Source organism: Flavitalea plasmicola (assembly GCF_030546645.1).
Taxonomy (GTDB): Bacteria; Bacteroidota; Bacteroidia; order Chitinophagales; family Chitinophagaceae; genus Puia.
In genome coordinates, this window is sequence record NZ_JAUOTO010000011.1 from 81,235 (window position 1) to 96,534 (window position 15,300).

Annotated in this window: 16 protein-coding genes; 4 read left to right on the forward strand and 12 right to left on the reverse strand. The window is 51.0% G+C overall.

Going from position 1 to position 15,300, the window contains the following annotated elements:
- Window positions 1-30: 30 nt before the first annotated feature.
- The 9 genes from Q4E93_RS32435 to Q4E93_RS32475 all read right to left on the reverse strand — a co-directional run bounded on the left by Q4E93_RS32435 (window position 31) and on the right by Q4E93_RS32475 (window position 9,468).
- Complete coding sequence (locus Q4E93_RS32435) at window positions 31-663, reverse strand: nitroreductase family protein (RefSeq protein ID WP_303592112.1); 633 nt, start codon at window positions 661-663, stop codon at window positions 31-33.
- Between the two features lie 87 nt (window positions 664-750).
- Complete coding sequence (locus Q4E93_RS32440) at window positions 751-1,401, reverse strand: TetR/AcrR family transcriptional regulator (RefSeq protein ID WP_303592113.1); 651 nt, start codon at window positions 1,399-1,401, stop codon at window positions 751-753.
- Window positions 1,402-1,472: 71 nt separating this feature from the next.
- Window positions 1,473-5,093 (reverse strand): ABC transporter permease/M1 family aminopeptidase, encoded by a 3,621-nt coding sequence (locus tag Q4E93_RS32445; RefSeq protein ID WP_303592114.1) that lies wholly within the window; start codon window positions 5,091-5,093, stop codon window positions 1,473-1,475.
- Window positions 5,094-5,102: 9 nt separating this feature from the next.
- A complete protein-coding gene (locus tag Q4E93_RS32450) occupies window positions 5,103-5,990 on the reverse strand; it encodes an ABC transporter ATP-binding protein (protein ID WP_303592115.1) in 888 nt (295 codons plus the stop codon).
- Window positions 5,991-6,019: 29 nt separating this feature from the next.
- Window positions 6,020-6,757 (reverse strand): hypothetical protein, encoded by a 738-nt coding sequence (locus Q4E93_RS32455; protein WP_303592116.1) that lies wholly within the window; start codon window positions 6,755-6,757, stop codon window positions 6,020-6,022.
- Between the two features lie 20 nt (window positions 6,758-6,777).
- Window positions 6,778-7,149, reverse strand: coding sequence for a GntR family transcriptional regulator (locus Q4E93_RS32460; RefSeq protein ID WP_303592117.1), 372 nt, complete (start codon window positions 7,147-7,149; stop codon window positions 6,778-6,780).
- 16 nt (window positions 7,150-7,165) lie between these two features.
- A complete protein-coding gene (locus Q4E93_RS32465; RefSeq protein WP_303592118.1) occupies window positions 7,166-8,008 on the reverse strand; it encodes a hypothetical protein in 843 nt (280 codons plus the stop codon).
- Between the two features lie 3 nt (window positions 8,009-8,011).
- Window positions 8,012-8,788 (reverse strand): ABC transporter ATP-binding protein, encoded by a 777-nt coding sequence (locus Q4E93_RS32470; protein ID WP_303592119.1) that lies wholly within the window; start codon window positions 8,786-8,788, stop codon window positions 8,012-8,014.
- Window positions 8,789-9,006: 218 nt separating this feature from the next.
- Window positions 9,007-9,468 carry a PepSY-like domain-containing protein gene (locus Q4E93_RS32475; protein ID WP_303592120.1) on the reverse strand — a complete coding sequence of 154 codons (462 nt, stop codon included), beginning with the start codon at window positions 9,466-9,468 and terminating at the stop codon, window positions 9,007-9,009.
- 134 nt (window positions 9,469-9,602) lie between these two features.
- On the opposite strand from Q4E93_RS32475, the gene Q4E93_RS32480 reads away from it, so the two are divergent.
- Window positions 9,603-10,721: an acyltransferase family protein gene (locus Q4E93_RS32480; protein ID WP_303592121.1), complete on the forward strand. Its 1,119-nt coding sequence runs from the start codon at window positions 9,603-9,605 to the stop codon at window positions 10,719-10,721.
- Window positions 10,722-10,726: 5 nt separating this feature from the next.
- Here the strand turns inward: Q4E93_RS32480 and Q4E93_RS32485 are convergent, their stop codons facing one another.
- Window positions 10,727-11,101: a winged helix-turn-helix transcriptional regulator gene (locus tag Q4E93_RS32485; RefSeq protein WP_303592122.1), complete on the reverse strand. Its 375-nt coding sequence runs from the start codon at window positions 11,099-11,101 to the stop codon at window positions 10,727-10,729.
- A gap of 138 nt (window positions 11,102-11,239) precedes the next feature.
- Here Q4E93_RS32485 and Q4E93_RS32490 point away from each other — a divergent pair, with 138 nt between their 5' ends.
- Both Q4E93_RS32490 and Q4E93_RS32495 read left to right on the forward strand, forming a co-directional pair.
- Entirely contained in the window at window positions 11,240-12,520 is a 1,281-nt protein-coding gene (locus Q4E93_RS32490) for a pepsin/retropepsin-like aspartic protease family protein (RefSeq protein WP_303592123.1), read from the forward strand.
- 66 nt (window positions 12,521-12,586) lie between these two features.
- Window positions 12,587-12,808, forward strand: coding sequence for a hypothetical protein (locus Q4E93_RS32495; RefSeq protein WP_303592124.1), 222 nt, complete (start codon window positions 12,587-12,589; stop codon window positions 12,806-12,808).
- A 31-nt stretch (window positions 12,809-12,839) separates the two neighbouring features.
- Here the strand turns inward: Q4E93_RS32495 and Q4E93_RS32500 are convergent, their stop codons facing one another.
- The gene (locus Q4E93_RS32500) at window positions 12,840-13,808 is read right to left on the reverse strand and encodes an MBL fold metallo-hydrolase (protein WP_303592125.1); all 969 of its coding nucleotides are present in this window, start codon (window positions 13,806-13,808) and stop codon (window positions 12,840-12,842) included.
- 31 nt (window positions 13,809-13,839) lie between these two features.
- Between Q4E93_RS32500 and Q4E93_RS32505 the strand changes: the two genes are divergently transcribed.
- The gene (locus Q4E93_RS32505; protein WP_303592126.1) at window positions 13,840-14,325 is read left to right on the forward strand and encodes an OsmC family protein; all 486 of its coding nucleotides are present in this window, start codon (window positions 13,840-13,842) and stop codon (window positions 14,323-14,325) included.
- Here the strand turns inward: Q4E93_RS32505 and Q4E93_RS32510 are convergent.
- Window positions 14,322-15,287, reverse strand: a complete 966-nt coding sequence (locus Q4E93_RS32510; RefSeq protein WP_303592127.1) for an NAD(P)H-quinone oxidoreductase — start codon at window positions 15,285-15,287, stop codon at window positions 14,322-14,324. The two genes, Q4E93_RS32505 and Q4E93_RS32510, sit on opposite strands and share 4 nt — an antisense overlap.
- Window positions 15,288-15,300: the final 13 nt, after the last annotated feature.

Sequence of the window (15,300 nt, forward strand, 5' to 3'; positions counted from 1 at the left end):
AACTTTGAGCTAATTGTTAATAAAAAAATATTAATTCACTTCGATGATCAGTTCATTTTTGGGCCGGCGGACTTTCTTTTGCTTGAGCAGCCAGTCATTTTCCTCATCTCTGTAGCCTATTGGCAATAACGTGACGCTGCGGAGTCCTTTTTCTTTCAGTCCCAGCAATTCGTCCAGCTCATTGTTGCGGAATCCTTCCATTGGGGTAGCGTCCACGTGTTCGGTAGCGGCGGCAGCGATGGCGATGCCAAACGCCACATAGGCCTGACGGGCTGCCGTCTGAAAACGTTCTTCCCTGGGCATGGAGGCGAATTTGCTCTTCTGGAAATTACGGTAATTGTCCAGTGCGCCGGGGGGCAGGCTGCGTTCGCGGATCACCTGGTCAAACACTTCATCTATCTTTTGATCCGTAATGTCGTCCCAGGCCGCAAAGACCAGCACATGGGAGGCTTCAGTAATTTGCGGCTGATTGTTTGCGATGGGTCTTATCTTTTCCAGTAATGCAGGGTCTGTGACCGAAAGGATATTAAAAGGCTGCAGACCGCTGTTTGTAGGGGCCAGGCGGGCGGCTTCTAATATTACATCCACTTTATCCTGCGGAACTTTTTTTCCATTCATGCGCTTGGTTGCGTAGCGCCAGTTCAAAGATTCTAAAAAGTCCATGTATTTCGATTTTATCTGTTTCATTATATTATTAATTCTATCGCACTTATAAATTATAACACTGTTAACGCTGTGGGCAAAAAAATTTTAGGTTTGTTCTGATGGTTGCCATGCCATCTGGATCCCCCGGATGAAGCTGCACAACACATCTTCCAGGACCTGCTGCGGCAGTCCCGGGTGTCCATGTTCGGGATCGTTGCCTGCCATATTGGTCAGGGAGGACATATTGATGGATACCAGTCCGTGGAGCATAGACCAGAAGGACTGGTATTTCAGGAAAGGGTCGAAAGGCAGTGATTTGCCTTCCGGTACCATGGCGACAATGCTGCCGGTGACGACTTTGTTAAAGTCCTGCATGGCCGGAATCTTGCTGGCTGTCTCGCAGGTGGGGATCCCCAGTCCGAACATCAGCTGGTAATATTCCTTATTAGCGAAAGCAAAATTCCAGTAGGCGCGCCCCATGGCCCGGATCTCATCGGCCGGGTTGGACTCGCCGGCTTTGGCGGCTGCCAGGGTTTCCGTCAGGAGCTGAAATCCTTTTTTATTGAACTCCAACAAGATAGCGTCTTTATTTTCAAAATGGCTATAGATAACGGGAACACTGTATTCGATGGCATCGGCAATTTTACGGATGGAAAAGGACTGCCATCCTTCGGTGACGACCAGTTCCCAGGCGGTGTCCAGGATGCTAGCCCTTACTTCTTCTTTTTGCCTTAGTTTACGATCTGTGATGCCCATTTTATAGCCCCGTTACTTTACCTAACGGTGTTAGCAAATATACGACCCTTTTTAATTCTACCAAAACTTTTTCACGGGATCATTTTCCGATTGTCTTCCTGGTTGGTGTCCATGAGATAGGTGTGAGGGTCGATCCGGGCGTTGGATGGTTTGCCTTCTACGATGATCTCCAATGTTTTAAGTCCGGCTGTCAGCCGATGGCGCTGGAGGTAGAGCGGGGCTTTACCATAGATCGCGATATCGATGTAGTCATTCATGGGGGCGGCATGTTCTGTTCCCGTGGAGTCGAAGCAGCTCTTTTGCAGTTCCAGTTTCAGGGTCACTTTGAATTTATTTTCCCGGAGCGGAGCGGCTGAGACATCGACGATCCTATTGTTGTAGAGGCACACTTTTTTCCAGCTGTCTTCCAGGAAATAGCGGAGTGAATCCGGTGTGTGTGCTTCCAGCGCCCGGTAGAGGTCTTCCGATCCGGCATAGTAGCCTCCGTCGCGGAATGCATACTGGTCTCTGAAGGACCGCAGGGCTGCATTCACGCTGTCTTCCCCGACGAGCCCTTGCAAGCCGTATAATACCAGGGCTGTTTTTGCACCGAACTGATACCATTGGTTGGCGTGCAGGAGATCGTGTTCCGGCGTGTAATGGGTCCTTCGTCCCCATCCGTAATCATTTTTTTCTCTTTGCAATTGTTCGTTCAACCCGTCCTCTCCATACTTTTTCCTGACCAGCATCAGTGCGGAATATTGGGATAGTCCTTTAGAAATGATCTGTGATCCTACCGTATGATTGGGCGCTACGGTCTGTCCCCACCATTGCTCCGCCAATGCCACGGCTGTAGTGTAATAGATATTATCCGGCAGGCCGGGTTCCCGCATGTCGGCATTCCAGCCTACCCGTTCCGTATTGAGTATTGTCTGGCAAAAGCTGCTCATCGATGGGCCGAAGAAAGAGATCTCTGCCAGGCGCATTTGTCCGAAAGGATAGGGACCGAATTGTCGGGAGTAAGATCGAATCCCATCTTTAAGAGCGGCCATAAATCGTGGCACGTTGGCCTTGTGAGCCGGATGATATACAACCTGGAGGTTTACGGGCTTTCCGTTCTCAAGTATGGTCGTGTCCTGCCGGATGGCATAGCGGGCCGAGGCCATGGCGGAAGGAAGGTAAAGTCTTGGGTGATCCTGCACGTAATGAAAATAATGCCGGCCTCCGCTGCTCCATTCATTTTCCAGGGTGCCCGGTGCGATAGCCCATTGGTCGCCTGCCGTACTTACGGTGATATCCAGGGTTACCAGGTCTGCGTTGAAGCCGGATTCCAGGCTTCGCCTGCCTGCGGGATCGTCGTGAGGAATGTCTGCTTCGTGCTTTTCCGGGAGACCGAATTTTCTCCTGTCATCGTTGTTAGCCAGTTCTTCTCCATCATCGTAGCCCAGGGCAGGCAAGCCTCCGTTGAACACAAAGCCGTTGCGCAGCATGGCCAGGCCATAGAGATCGTTCTGAAAGCCGTCGAAAGAGCGCTGGCTGTGGATCTCCAGCGCTGCCGTATCTCCGGGCAACAGCGGATCCGGCAGGACGTATAGCCGGTAATCAGAAGGTTCCTTCGCGGGTCTGAGAAAATTAAATTTTCCCCGGGGAAAGGACAGGGGGTTTCTATAGGACAGGAACTGGTCGTTGTAAAGCAGGTCATAGGTCAGCCCGTCCCCATCCAGCAGGAGGCTATCGATGGGCTTGTCTCCTTTGTTCGTGATGGTCAGCCAGGCTTTTGTCGTTGCCTTTTGGTCGGAAGGATACAGGTCGCAGGTGAGGCGCAGGCTGGTGATCCTTGGCAAGGGAAGCTCATTGTACCTTTTCAGCTGTCGTTCCGCGATGGCTTTTCTTTCATTGCTTTCTGCAGGCGTTAAGTATTCGTTGAGGTAGCTGACATTATAATAGATATAGGCGCCTATCGCCAGGAACACAGTGATGGATAAAAAAGCGCCTGACCGGGCAGACCCCTGAAATCTTTGGAGGGCCAGCTGTTTTTTTTCTTTGAAGGTGGTGCTGACGCCCCGGACGTAGAAAAGGGATGCCAGGAATACCAGTACAACGCCAGCCGCCAGCCAATAGCTTTGAAACCAGAGCAGGGGTCTCAGGATATGTCCGATGCCGTCCATATCGGTGAATATGGCATCAGGGGAATGTCCATATAACAGGAGATTGTAGTTGAAATAGTGAAAGTCGGCAGCAACTATCATAAACACCCACAAAGTGATCCCAATGGCATGGGCTGCGAACTTATTGTTCACCAGGTTGTGCAGTGCATAGGAGAAAAGGACCATCTCCAGCATTTGCGGCAGCAGGTAGCTGCCCCATGCCGTGAAATACAGGGGGAAATTGAAATAGTAAAAGGACCTTGAGAGCTGGACGCCAAGGCCTACCAATATGGGTACGAGGGAAAGGAAGATGCCCAGGCAGCAAAGGCTCGATAGTTTTGCCAGGTTTAAGATCCAGGTCGGCGGTGGAAGTGCGTCGTTGATAAAGGCAAAACGAGTGTGTCTTTCCCGGTGCACGGTCTCGCCCGTATAAAAGATGATGATAAAAAAGACGAAGTTGCCGAATACCTCGGTGAATACATCCATGAAAAAGGCTGCACGGGGATAATCTCTGACTTTCATGCCGCCCGGACCATGGTAAAATACGAAGGAAAGGAAGATAAGCCCTCCTGACAAAATGATCCAGAAATAATTATCCCTTATGATATTCAGCAGCTCTATTCGTGTAAGGCTCGACCATGTCTTTCGCAGATAGGATCCTTCCAGCTGTACCTGCACATTCCGGAAGACGGCCCGGATGCCATTGCGTTTGATGGGGGCTGTGGTTCCGGGCGCTGCGGTACGCCGCCCATGGGCGCCGCTGAAAAAACGTTCGAAAGAGAACCGCAGGTAGGTGAGCAGGAGGATCAGGGCTCCCACGGAGATCCATATGATCCTGTTAGTCAGCATCAATCCTTGCAGGTGGATGACGGACGTGTTCAGCTGAGCAGGCGACCAGGCTGCTGTTTCCGCGCGAAGACCATTCAGGAGAAAGGGATCTGCGAGATAAATGACCCGGGGGTTATTGATATTGCTCAGGAAGAAGTTGCTCAGGATATAGCCCAGGAAAAGGAACATACCGCTGCTGTAGATCACCTTCACGTTCCTGAAAATGGCTACCAGGCCGAAGAAGAGGCAGGAGGTGAAGAAGATATTGGGCAATACCAGGGTGAGCCAGGGATACAGATAGTAATAAAATTTATCGGGACCATAGCGCCCGGCGGGTGTCCATCCCAGTGCTGGTCCTAACTGACTTCCCAGCCAGGCGCCCAGCATTACGGCCATGCTGACGAGCATTACGAAGAAAAAAGAGCCCAGCCAGCGGCCCCAGAAATAGCCTGCCTTTGTGATCGGGTAGGAGAGGTAATATTCTTTGGTATTGTGTTCGATGTCCCGGTAGAGCGGCACGCCCATGATGGAAGAGCTTACCAGCATAAGAAACAGGCTGGCTGCGCAGGAGAAGACGGCCAGCACGGCGGGCGCGTTGACCATTTCTTTTTCCTCAGCGGGTACGGCTCCGTGCCCAAAGTTGAGGGTGACGAATAGGAGCGCGCAAAGAAAATAGATATAAAAGGCCGGGCGGCGCAGGCGATATTTTATTTCGAAAAGGAAGATTTGCAGCAGCATAGAAAGAAATTATAAGGTGTTGATGTCCATACGGGTGATGATATGGCTGAAATAAACGTCTTCGAGGTTAGGAGGGCTGGGCGCAAACCCGTCGGAAGGATCGCTGTCGGATAGGATCCTGATATATAATTCGCCTCCTTTCAACTGCGTGGAGAGTATGGAATAACCGGACTGATATTGTCCGATATCGTTCTTGGGGATCATCTTGCTAAAAACTCTTCCTTCCATCTCCGTCATGGCTTGTTGCGGGCGGCCGCTGTAAAGGACTTCTCCCTGGCAGATGATGGCAAAATTGGGGCAGAGGGTGCTGACATCTTCCACGATATGCGTGGATAATATGACGATGGTATTTTCACCCAGGTGGCTTAGTAAATTATAGAAGCGATTGCGTTCCGCCGGGTCCAGTCCTGCCGTCGGCTCGTCCACGATGATCAGTCGCGGCTGACCGATCAAGGCTTGTGCGATCCCCCATCTTTGTTTCATGCCACCGGAGAAAGTACCCAGCTTTTTCTTCCTGTCCTTATACAGGTTGACATTATTCAGCAGCTCGCCCACGAGCTCTTTACGTTCGCCGGCCCGCTGCACGCCTTTCAGCCGGGCGACGTGGTCCAGCATCTGTTCGGCGGAGATGCGGGGGTATACGCCGAACTCCTGGGGAAGATAGCCCAGTAATTTCCGGACCTCCGTCTTGTTGCGCAGGACATCCAGGTCATCCAGGAATATGCTGCCTGTGTCGGCTTCCTGCAGCGTGGCGATGGTCCGCATCAGGGAGGATTTGCCGGCGCCGTTAGGCCCCAGCAGGCCAAACATGCCGTTGGTTAGCGTCAGGTTCACGTCCCGGATGGCGCGCACGCCGTTGGCGTAGGTCTTGGAGAGACCACGAATGACTAGTTGCATATGGTTATTTTAGAAGTGTATGGGCTGTTTTACCGAGTGCTTTTGTTGAGCTTGTCCAGGTTGAGGCCTGTGAGGTTGATCTTTGTTTGTGGCGTATAATGGATACTGATCGTTTCTATTTGTGCCTGTTGATCATTGACCTCGCTGCTGGCGTCCAGGTTGGCGGCCAGATGGCGGATATGGGCGTTGCTATGCAGGATCAGGTCGATATTCTTCCCTTCTATCTGTAAAGAATCATAATATTGGGAAGGATAGTTCGTATCGTTGGTACGATAGGACTCTCCGATCCAAAGCTGGGTATCGGTGGCTGTAACATGCGCTTGGAAAGAGCCGGGTCTATCATTTCCTTTCAACAGGGCCAGCAGGCCTTTTAGCCGGATGCCGGTGTGGCTGCCCATATGAACGGATACCCAGGGGAGATCGCTGTAGAAGTGGTATGCATCATGTGCGTTTGTGAAACTGCCGCCATTCCCCCGGATCACTACCGAATCTTCGTTCACGGGCTTGCAGCTGATATAACCCGCATCGGTTTGCCGGTATTCAACAAAAAAGCTGTCGGAAGGTACCAGGGTGACATTGATATTGCCTTCCAGATATACTACTGACGGGGACTTTCCTTTATATGGACGGATCCATTCATCTGTCGGACGTATTGAACTGATAATATGGCCCTTTTTGAGCTGACTATACAGGCCCAGATGGATGGCGCCTAAGAACGCCAGCATGGCCAGGAAAAGAAAAACTAATAATTTATTGCTTGTCTTCATACATCAACATTGTGGGAGGGCTATGAAAAATATTGTTTGCGGTATTGTTCATACCGTGGCTTTAATTCTTCCGGGTCCATGCCCAGCAGGAAGAGACTGCGAAAGACCTGGGGCAGCTCCTTTTCAATAAATACATCTTTCCGATAGCGGACGGCCTGCTGGATGGCATCCTTCGACGTGAAAAAACCAATGCCTCTTTGATTGAAAATAATCTGCTGCTGCTGCAGGAATTCATAGGTCCGCATGACTGTATTAGGGTTGACCTCCAATTGGATGGCCATTTCCCTAACGGATGGAATGCGCCCGCCGGCTTCCCACTCCTTCAACAGGATCTTTTCACAGACATAATCCGCGATCTGCAGGTAAATACTTTGGGATTCTCTGAACTGCATATTGATGTTTTTAGCCCTACACTTCTTTTTCTTTCAGCCGGAAATAAGTAATGAACCAAAGCATGGGAGCAATACTATACTGGATCAAAAAGATCAGGATCCTTTCTAATGAAGGAGGTAGTCTGACAAATTGAGGGGGGCCCGGTGTGCTGAAATTGATCCATTGCAGCGGGGTGTCGTAATGCCACCCTTCAGGCAGGAACTCCTGCAACCCTTTACCCATAAAAAGGATGAAGACCAGCCAGCACAGCAGGATGGTTACGATGGTCTTAATGAAGCCCCAGCGTTTGAAATAGACCGATCCCAGGAGGAAGGCTGACTGGACGACAAAATAGCCCAGCAAGATCAGGTGATATTGTTTATCCGGCATAGGCGCCCACTGGTTATTCCATAGGTTGAGCACTTCAACCTTCCCTATGGGCGACATAGTACCAGGCCAATGTTGGTGTTCCCGGGCAATAATGTCATTGGCCATGGACACCATCGGTATGTCCACTAAATAAAAAACAAGCGTATAGGCAAGGAAGAAAAGCACTACGCCGAAAAGGATCCCGCACATTAGTTTTTCCAGGTGACTGGCCGGGATGGACAGGTATTGGATAGCACGGGCCTTGCTGCCTAATTCTGCGAAGATGGTGCTGGCATAAAGACATCCGACCACATACAAGCCGCAATGGTAGGCTGTATATTGGAGAAAAAGATTTAAGGGACCGAACTTATCTATTGCAAGGAGAAAGCCATACCAGGCCATAAGCAGGCCGCCCATGGCCAGTAAGGCAAGTAAATATCGTTTGCGGTTTTCTGCCCAGTGACCGCCTACCAGCATCCACCATCTGCCGAAGTCAAAAGTTTGATTCATTATTTAGGATTTAAACGCCTTATTTATTTGCTCGCTGGCCAGGATCACGGCCTTGTACAACATTTCGAGGTCCGGACGGCTGTCGTCTCCATCCGTATTGGGAAGCACCAACGCATTCCCTTTGAAGGAGGATTCGCTGTAGAGGGCCCGGGAAAGATCTTCCGGATCGAAGGAGAATGAGAATGTCAGTTTTTGGGCGATGGTTTCGATGTCCTGTTCGAAGAGGATCTTCCCATCTTCGATGACCAGTATCCTGTCGATAAGATTTTCCAGGTCTTTCACCTGGTGTGTGCTGATAAGGATACACTTTTTCTCGTCCAACGCCCCGGCGATCACCTTCCGGAACTGGCCTTTGCTGATGATGTCCAGGCCGTTGGTTGGCTCATCCATCAGCAGGAGAGGGGCATTGACGGCAAGCGCAAAGCTGATGAGCAATTTTTTCTGCTGACCATAGCTCATTTCCTGCATGGTGCCTTCTGCCGGAATGTCGAATCCGGCAATATATTGATGAAATTGTTGAAAGCTGAAATGGGGGTAAAAACAAGCCGTATGACGGACCCACCTGGCAATGGTGATCGGAGGCAGGTAGAACTCTTCCGGCAGCAGGAACACTTGCCGTAGAAAAGCTGGCTGTCTTTTACGAGGCTCGAATCCGAGGACGTCGAGGCGCCCCTGCTGGGGGAAAAGGAGCCCTGCCATATTACGCAGGAGGGTAGATTTGCCTGTTCCATTCCGGCCCAATAGTCCATAGATAGAGCCCGGCTTAAGTTCAAGATCCAAGCCATTAAATACGGGTCTGCGGCGATAAGAAAAGGTCAAATTCCGGACGCTTACCATAGTGGGTATTTTAGTGTACTAGTAAAGTAGTACACTAAAGTCTAAAAAAGAATTCATACCTCCAAATTTATTTTACAGGGCGGGCAAAAAAAGGGCCGCCTCAAGGAGCTAATTTGAGACAGCCAGCTATCACATGGGATCATTTAATGGCAGGTCTTCACTTACCTACTGGCATAATCCCGCTCATGACCACGTTTGTCGAGGTACAGGTTCCTATAGGCGCCTTGTTCTTTTACTTTCACCTGGTACAGGTCCCGTTTCATAGGCCGTTCGATCTTGGTATAGCGGTGCGCATACCGGCCCGCATACTTTTCATTCAGCCGGTGCATTACCTTATCGGGTACTGCGGTGCCGGCGATGGGCACCCGGGAGTCGATGTGATGACCTTTCGCATCGTAGCAGGAGGTCATTTCGATATTGCCGTCCATTTTGCGGAAGCTGGCATCCCATCTTCCATCATTGTATTTCCAGTGTATGGCGCTGGCATCGGGATAATCCCTATGAAATCTTTCCTTTACGGACATAGGTACATTCTTTTCCGGTGTATAGCGTGTCTTCAGGTCTTTTGCATACATCATAGTGGTGGCCGACAGCAAACAAAGGCCGATGATTATCTTCTTCATAAAAATCATTTTTTGTGAGAAAATATGATCCATGGTAATGCGCGCAATAATCCTGCCACGGCAAGCGACAGATTTATGCGAAAAACTTGTTAAAATCAGTATATTCATGCCTACAATCATATATTCCTTCTGTTATGGCTCAACCGGCAACTGCTACACCTTCTCAACGACTGTATTCTCTCGATGCCCTCCGTGGGCTGGATATGTTCTGGATCATCGGCGGCGAAGAGTTCTTTCATAGTCTGGCCAAGATCACCGGCAGTCCTTTTTGGGGAACGTTATCCGAACAGTTCGATCATCCGAAATGGAATGGCTTTCATTTCTATGACCTTATCTTCCCGCTGTTCCTCTTCATTGCGGGGGTGGCAACGCCGTATTCCGTGGGAAGGGAGCTGGAGAAAGGCGTCGATCGGCAAAAGCTGTTGTGGAGGGTGGTTCGCAGGGGCCTGACGCTGGTGATCCTGGGGATCATTTACAACAACCGGCTGGAGATCCACCCGCTGTCGGAGGTCCGCTTTTGCAGTGTGCTGGGGCGCATCGGGCTGGCCTATATGTTCGCGAACATCATTTATATCTATACAAAGCAAAAGGGACAGATCATCTGGCTGGCGGGTTTGCTCATCGGTTATTGGTTATTGTTGGCCTTTAATGCCGCCCCGGGTTTTCCCCGTGGGGATCTAAGTATGGAGGGAAATTTCGCATCGTATATCGACCGGTCCATTCTTCCCGGTCATTTGTACCTGGTGATCCATGATCCCGAGGGACTGGTGTCCACTATTCCCGCTATTGGCACGGGCCTTATGGGGATACTTACCGGCAATCTTTTGAGGAACAGCGTCCTTCAGCCGTCCGTCAGGGCGATGCGCATGGCCCTGGCCGGAGTGATCTCCCTTGGGCTGGCTCTCATCTGGAACCTGGTATTTCCTATCAATAAGAACCTTTGGACCAGCTCATTTGTTTTGCTGGCGGGAGGGCTCAGCCTGTTGTTCCTGGCTTTATTCTATTACATCATCGACGTGCTGGGGCATCGGAAATGGGCTTTCTTTTTCACGGTCATCGGGATGAACTCCATCCTTATTTATATGTCCAGCCGGTTTATCAACTGGAAATACGCCACGGACGGCTTTTTTAAATGGCTGTTGCAATTAGTGGGAGAGCCCTGGAATGCTTTTGTATGGGTGTTCTGTTTTCTGGCCGTCAAATGGGCTTTGCTGTACTTCCTGTATAAGAAGAAAGTATTTTTGAAAGTATAGCGGGCTTATGCTTTTACGGCGCCTTTTAAGTCGCCGATGATGGTTTCGCTGAACTGGCACATCAGGTCCAGCAGGCCCGACAATTCTTCTCCTTTGTCGGTAAGCGCGTATTCCACTTTCGGCGGGATCTCGTCGAAGTCGGTCCTGGTGATCAATCCATACTTTTCCAGGAGCTTGAGGCGATCGGAAAGAATGGTGTCGCTGATGTATTTGAGGTCATCTTTTATCAGCTTGAAGCGGTTGTTACCTTCTTCGATACAAAACAGCACATCGCTGAACCACCTTTTGCTTACAAGGTCCAGCAGTTCGTTAAGCGTGCATTTTTCTTCGAGGTAAGCCTGGTTGCGATAGTTGGTGGAGGTTATTTTTCTCTCTGACATGATCACGATGTTTAGACTTTAACACTGGTGGGACAGCCAGGTGTATTTAGGCTGCCTATTGCAAAATAAACAAAAATGTCGCCGGAATGCTGAAAAGAACGACTATTTTACCTCCGAAGTTGCTTATAATAATATATTATGAATAGATTCCATCTTCTGTTGCTGCTGTGTTGCAGCCTGGCCTGCCGGCATGCTGTCTCCCCTCAGCTGGAAAAGGAGTGGCAATCCTGGCTGGACCAAAAGGAGTATTTCAAGCTAAGAAGCAGCCTGGAGCTGCATAAAGATGATGTCGACCCCGAGAAAGCCTTGTATTTCCGTGCTTTTATAGATAACGTTTTTAATATGAATACCCAATCCATCCAGGACATCCGGGCCCTGATGGAGGGATATGGCGCTCATTTGCCCGACAGTGTCAAGGCACGTCTGATGCTGCTGGAGGAGGACAACTATTTCAAGACCTTCCAGTATGCCAGCGCTGCCCGGGTGGATAATGAGCTGATCGATCATTACAAAATGGCGATGGATAGCGCTGCCTATGCCGATGTCAGGAACACGGCGCTAATCACCAATGGCCTTGCCGGCGTGCCGTTGCAAGAGGCGCGGATCCCCGGGAATGTGGTCCTGCCCTGGACGAAGAATAAAGTGGGTTTGATGGAGATCCCTGTCCGGCATGGGGACAGCAATTATCTGGCGATCTTCGACACCAGGGCGAATATCTCGAGTATTTCGGCCACTTATGCCAAAAAGCTGGGGATCCGCATGCTGAATGTCAGCTATGACGAAGGGGCAGGCGTTACGGGCCAGCGCTTCAAATGTTCTCTGGGGGTAGCCGACAGTTTGCGGATCAGCGAGATCCTTATGAAAAACGTCGTTTTCCAGGTGATGCCCGATGAGGTCCTGTATATTGCCCCTATCGATCTTGCGCTCAATATTATTATTGGTTATCCTGTCATTGCCCAATGGCGCGAGATCCGGATCCACCAGAACGGAAAGATGACCATTCCTTCGGAACCGGGGCATGCTGAATGGCACAATCTTGCCATGGACGGGCTCGATCCTGTCATCTGCGCGATTGCAGGCCGGGATACGCTTGGTTTTAAGTTCGATACGGGAGCTTCATCCTCCGATCTTTTCGACAATTATTTCCGGAGATACAGGCAGGACATCCTAAAAAAGGGTAAAGCTTCTACTATCCGGCTGGGGGGCGCAGGGGGCGTCGTCGAAAAGGACGTGTATATGATCAGGGATTTTTCCATCAGGGTCGGCAGCAAGACGGCGACCTTAAAGCAGGTGGCTGTGCACAAGGATCCCATCCCCAATCTCAATGAGAAATATTATGGTAACCTGGGCCAGGACCTGATCGGGCAGTTCAGTGAAATGATCCTCAATTTCGAGAGCATGTATATCGATTTCAAGTAGGCGTTGGATGTTCAAGCAGGCGTTGGATGGTGCAGGAATTGCTGGGATAGGTTCAAACAGGTTCATATGAAGAAGAAAGCCAACAAGCCTATCCGAAAAAAAGAAGAAGTCCAGCAGAGCAACGACGAGCATATCGACCAGGATTTTCCTGGCTTCCCTCATCCTCCCGGCAAAAAGGAAACCATCACCCACAATGGTTCTGCGAATGCATTTTCGGGAACGGAATATGATGGGGAAGCGGAGGATGAGGCAGACGGCCCTGCGAAGGATGACGACAGTAAATATTAGATCAGGTCACAGGTGGATCGGTTAGATCATGTCACAGGTGGATCGCAACGCCCTGATCGGGGAAAATAAGCCTGACGTGCAAGAGATTACCCGCTTCCAGCTCTTGTCGTATGATGTTTTCCTGCTCACCTGAAGGTTTACGGTGGGTGATGACAACGGGAAGGTCCCGCATGGGGGCTTCTCCGGCAATTTGTTCCAATCTTTTTAATTCGTCCATGAGCAGGCGGGGCGTAAGGTGACCAAACAGCAGCCGCTCCGGCTGTTGATTGGAGAAGGATGTCTCTATAAAGATGGCCCGGAGTTTTCCTTGTCGTATCAGGGGACCTGTCACCTGCCACAATTTCGCCAGTTTTCCGGCATGCTCGATGGTATCGGCGCCTGTGTCACCCAGATACAGGAGGTAGGCATCTCCCTTTCTTATGAGGAAGGCAGAACTTTCGTAAGGCTCGCCATGGCTGAGGGGAAAGGCGGTGACCTGCATACCTGTTCCTGTCAGTTGTATCTCCTGTCCGGCTTGCATTGGTGCATAATGGTATTTCTTCAAAGCGGGGGCTTCCCCTGCATCGGCAAAATTAGCCCAGGCGGCCCAGGTGAAATATTTTTCCTCCAGCACTTTGAGGGTATGGGGCATGCCATAAATGGTTTTGGCCGTGTCGTCGGGGGAATTGATGATCAGGCCTGCCACATGGTCCAGGTGAGGGTGGGAGATACAATAGCCTTTAATATGTCCTCTCAATATTTTGCTCACGCTGCCGGAGAAGGCGCCATTGTCCACGGCTTTTTGAATGCCGGCATAAAGGGTCCCTGCATCCAGGCAAATATAGTCCTCGTGACCGGCGGGCGCCACCATATAAGCGGAGAGATTGCTTTCATCCAGCCCGCCTTTTACGCCCAGGGGAACCACGATAAAGGAGTCGTGGCGCGGACCGGCGCCCGACTGGGAAAAAAGACAGGAGGGAAGGATCAGCAGCAGGATGCACGTAAGTATAGGACTGTTCATGCTGTAAATCTACGAATCGTACCTTTATCCTATGGAAAAGACACACAATTATGCCACTGTCCTTACATGGACAGGCAATAAGGGAGAAGGGACTGCCGATTATAAGGCTTACGACAGGGACTATATTATTTCGGTTGCAGGCAAGCCGGAGATACAAGGATCATCCGATCCTTCTTTCCGGGGCAACCGGGAGCGGTATAACCCGGAGGAGCTGCTGGTGGCTTCGCTATCTTCCTGCCATATGTTGTGGTACCTGCATCTTTGTGCAGTCAACAACATCGTGGTGGTGGATTACCGTGACCAGGCCGAGGGCGTGATGATGGAAAAGGCTGACGGCAGCGGCTATTTCAGGGAGGTGACGCTACGACCTTTGGTGACCATTACGGATGCAGCGCTGGTGGAAAAGGCCAAGGCGCTGCATCACGAGGCGAACAGATATTGTTTTATTGCCAGCTCCATGAATTTCCCCGTGCATCATCAGCCGGAATTCAACGTGGTTCAGGCCAAGGCGGTCTAGCTTACGCGCAGCAGGATCTTGCCTATGTGCTCACTGCTCTCCATCAGCTGCTGGGCTTCGCTTGCCTGCTTCAGGGGCAGGATCTTATAGATCACGGGCTTTACTGCGCCATTGGCGACCAGGGGCCATACAAATTTTTCCACTTCCGATGCCAGGGCCGACTTGAAATCCTTATCCCGTGGCTTGAGCATGCTGCCCGTCATTACGATGCGTTTGCGCATGATCTCCGAAAGGTCGATGGTGGCGTTCTTTCCCCGCATGGAATTGATCCATACTATCCTGCCGTCTTCCCGCAGCAAGTGAATGTTCTTAGCCGTGAAATCCCCGCCCGTCATATCGAGTATGACGTCGATGCCTATATCTTTAAACGCTTCCCCGAAGTCATCCGTCTTATAGTTGACTGCGCGGGTAGCGCCCAGCGATTCACACCAGCGGCACTTTTCGTCCGTGCCGGCTGTCACGTACACCGGTGAGCCCAACGCTTTGGCCAGCTGGATGGCGGTGACGCCGATGCCACTGCTGCCTCCGTGTACCAACAGGTTCTCTCCCGGCAGCAGTCTTGCGATCCGGAAGACGTTGAGCCAAACGGTGAAAACGGTCTCCGGCAGGGCTGCCGCTTCTTCCAGGCTCAGGCCGGCCGGCACGGGCAGGCATTGTCCTTCGGGGACGGCGACGTATTCCGCATACCCACCGCCCGTCACCAGGGCGCAGACCGCGTCTCCTTTTTTCCAACGGACGACGCCTGGCCCGCAAGCTTCGATATGGCCCGACACTTCCAGGCCCGGGATATCCAGGTCATTTTTTCCGTAGGCGGTCGAAATACGGGAATAGATATCACTACGGTTAAGCCCGGCCGCTGCGACCCTGATCAGCACTTCGCCTGTAGCAGGTACGGGGGCGGGCAACTGATGCATTTCCAGGACTTCGGGTCCTCCTTTACGCGTGATGAGTATTGCCTTCATAGATGATAAAGGT

Bases quoted from the DNA above. Each gene is read 5' to 3' on its own strand.
- Q4E93_RS32455 (WP_303592116.1), bottom strand. From the start codon at position 6,757: ATGAAGACAAGCAATAAATTATTAGTTTTTCTTTTCCTGGCCATGCTG.
- Q4E93_RS32445 (WP_303592114.1), bottom strand. From the start codon at position 5,093: ATGCTGCTGCAAATCTTCCTTTTCGAAATAAAATATCGCCTGCGCCGC.
- Q4E93_RS32465 (WP_303592118.1), bottom strand. From the start codon at position 8,008: ATGAATCAAACTTTTGACTTCGGCAGATGGTGGATGCTGGTAGGCGGT.
- Q4E93_RS32450 (WP_303592115.1), bottom strand. From the start codon at position 5,990: ATGCAACTAGTCATTCGTGGTCTCTCCAAGACCTACGCCAACGGCGTG.
- Q4E93_RS32440 (WP_303592113.1), bottom strand. From the start codon at position 1,401: ATGGGCATCACAGATCGTAAACTAAGGCAAAAAGAAGAAGTAAGGGCT.
- Q4E93_RS32460 (WP_303592117.1), bottom strand. From the start codon at position 7,149: ATGCAGTTCAGAGAATCCCAAAGTATTTACCTGCAGATCGCGGATTAT.
- Q4E93_RS32500 (WP_303592125.1), bottom strand. From the start codon at position 13,808: ATGAACAGTCCTATACTTACGTGCATCCTGCTGCTGATCCTTCCCTCC.
- Q4E93_RS32490 (WP_303592123.1), top strand. From the start codon at position 11,240: ATGAATAGATTCCATCTTCTGTTGCTGCTGTGTTGCAGCCTGGCCTGC.
- Q4E93_RS32510 (WP_303592127.1), bottom strand. From the start codon at position 15,287: ATGAAGGCAATACTCATCACGCGTAAAGGAGGACCCGAAGTCCTGGAA.
- Q4E93_RS32435 (WP_303592112.1), bottom strand. From the start codon at position 663: ATGGACTTTTTAGAATCTTTGAACTGGCGCTACGCAACCAAGCGCATG.
- Q4E93_RS32475 (WP_303592120.1), bottom strand. From the start codon at position 9,468: ATGAAGAAGATAATCATCGGCCTTTGTTTGCTGTCGGCCACCACTATG.
- Q4E93_RS32480 (WP_303592121.1), top strand. From the start codon at position 9,603: ATGGCTCAACCGGCAACTGCTACACCTTCTCAACGACTGTATTCTCTC.
- Q4E93_RS32505 (WP_303592126.1), top strand. From the start codon at position 13,840: ATGGAAAAGACACACAATTATGCCACTGTCCTTACATGGACAGGCAAT.
- Q4E93_RS32495 (WP_303592124.1), top strand. From the start codon at position 12,587: ATGAAGAAGAAAGCCAACAAGCCTATCCGAAAAAAAGAAGAAGTCCAG.
- Q4E93_RS32485 (WP_303592122.1), bottom strand. From the start codon at position 11,101: ATGTCAGAGAGAAAAATAACCTCCACCAACTATCGCAACCAGGCTTAC.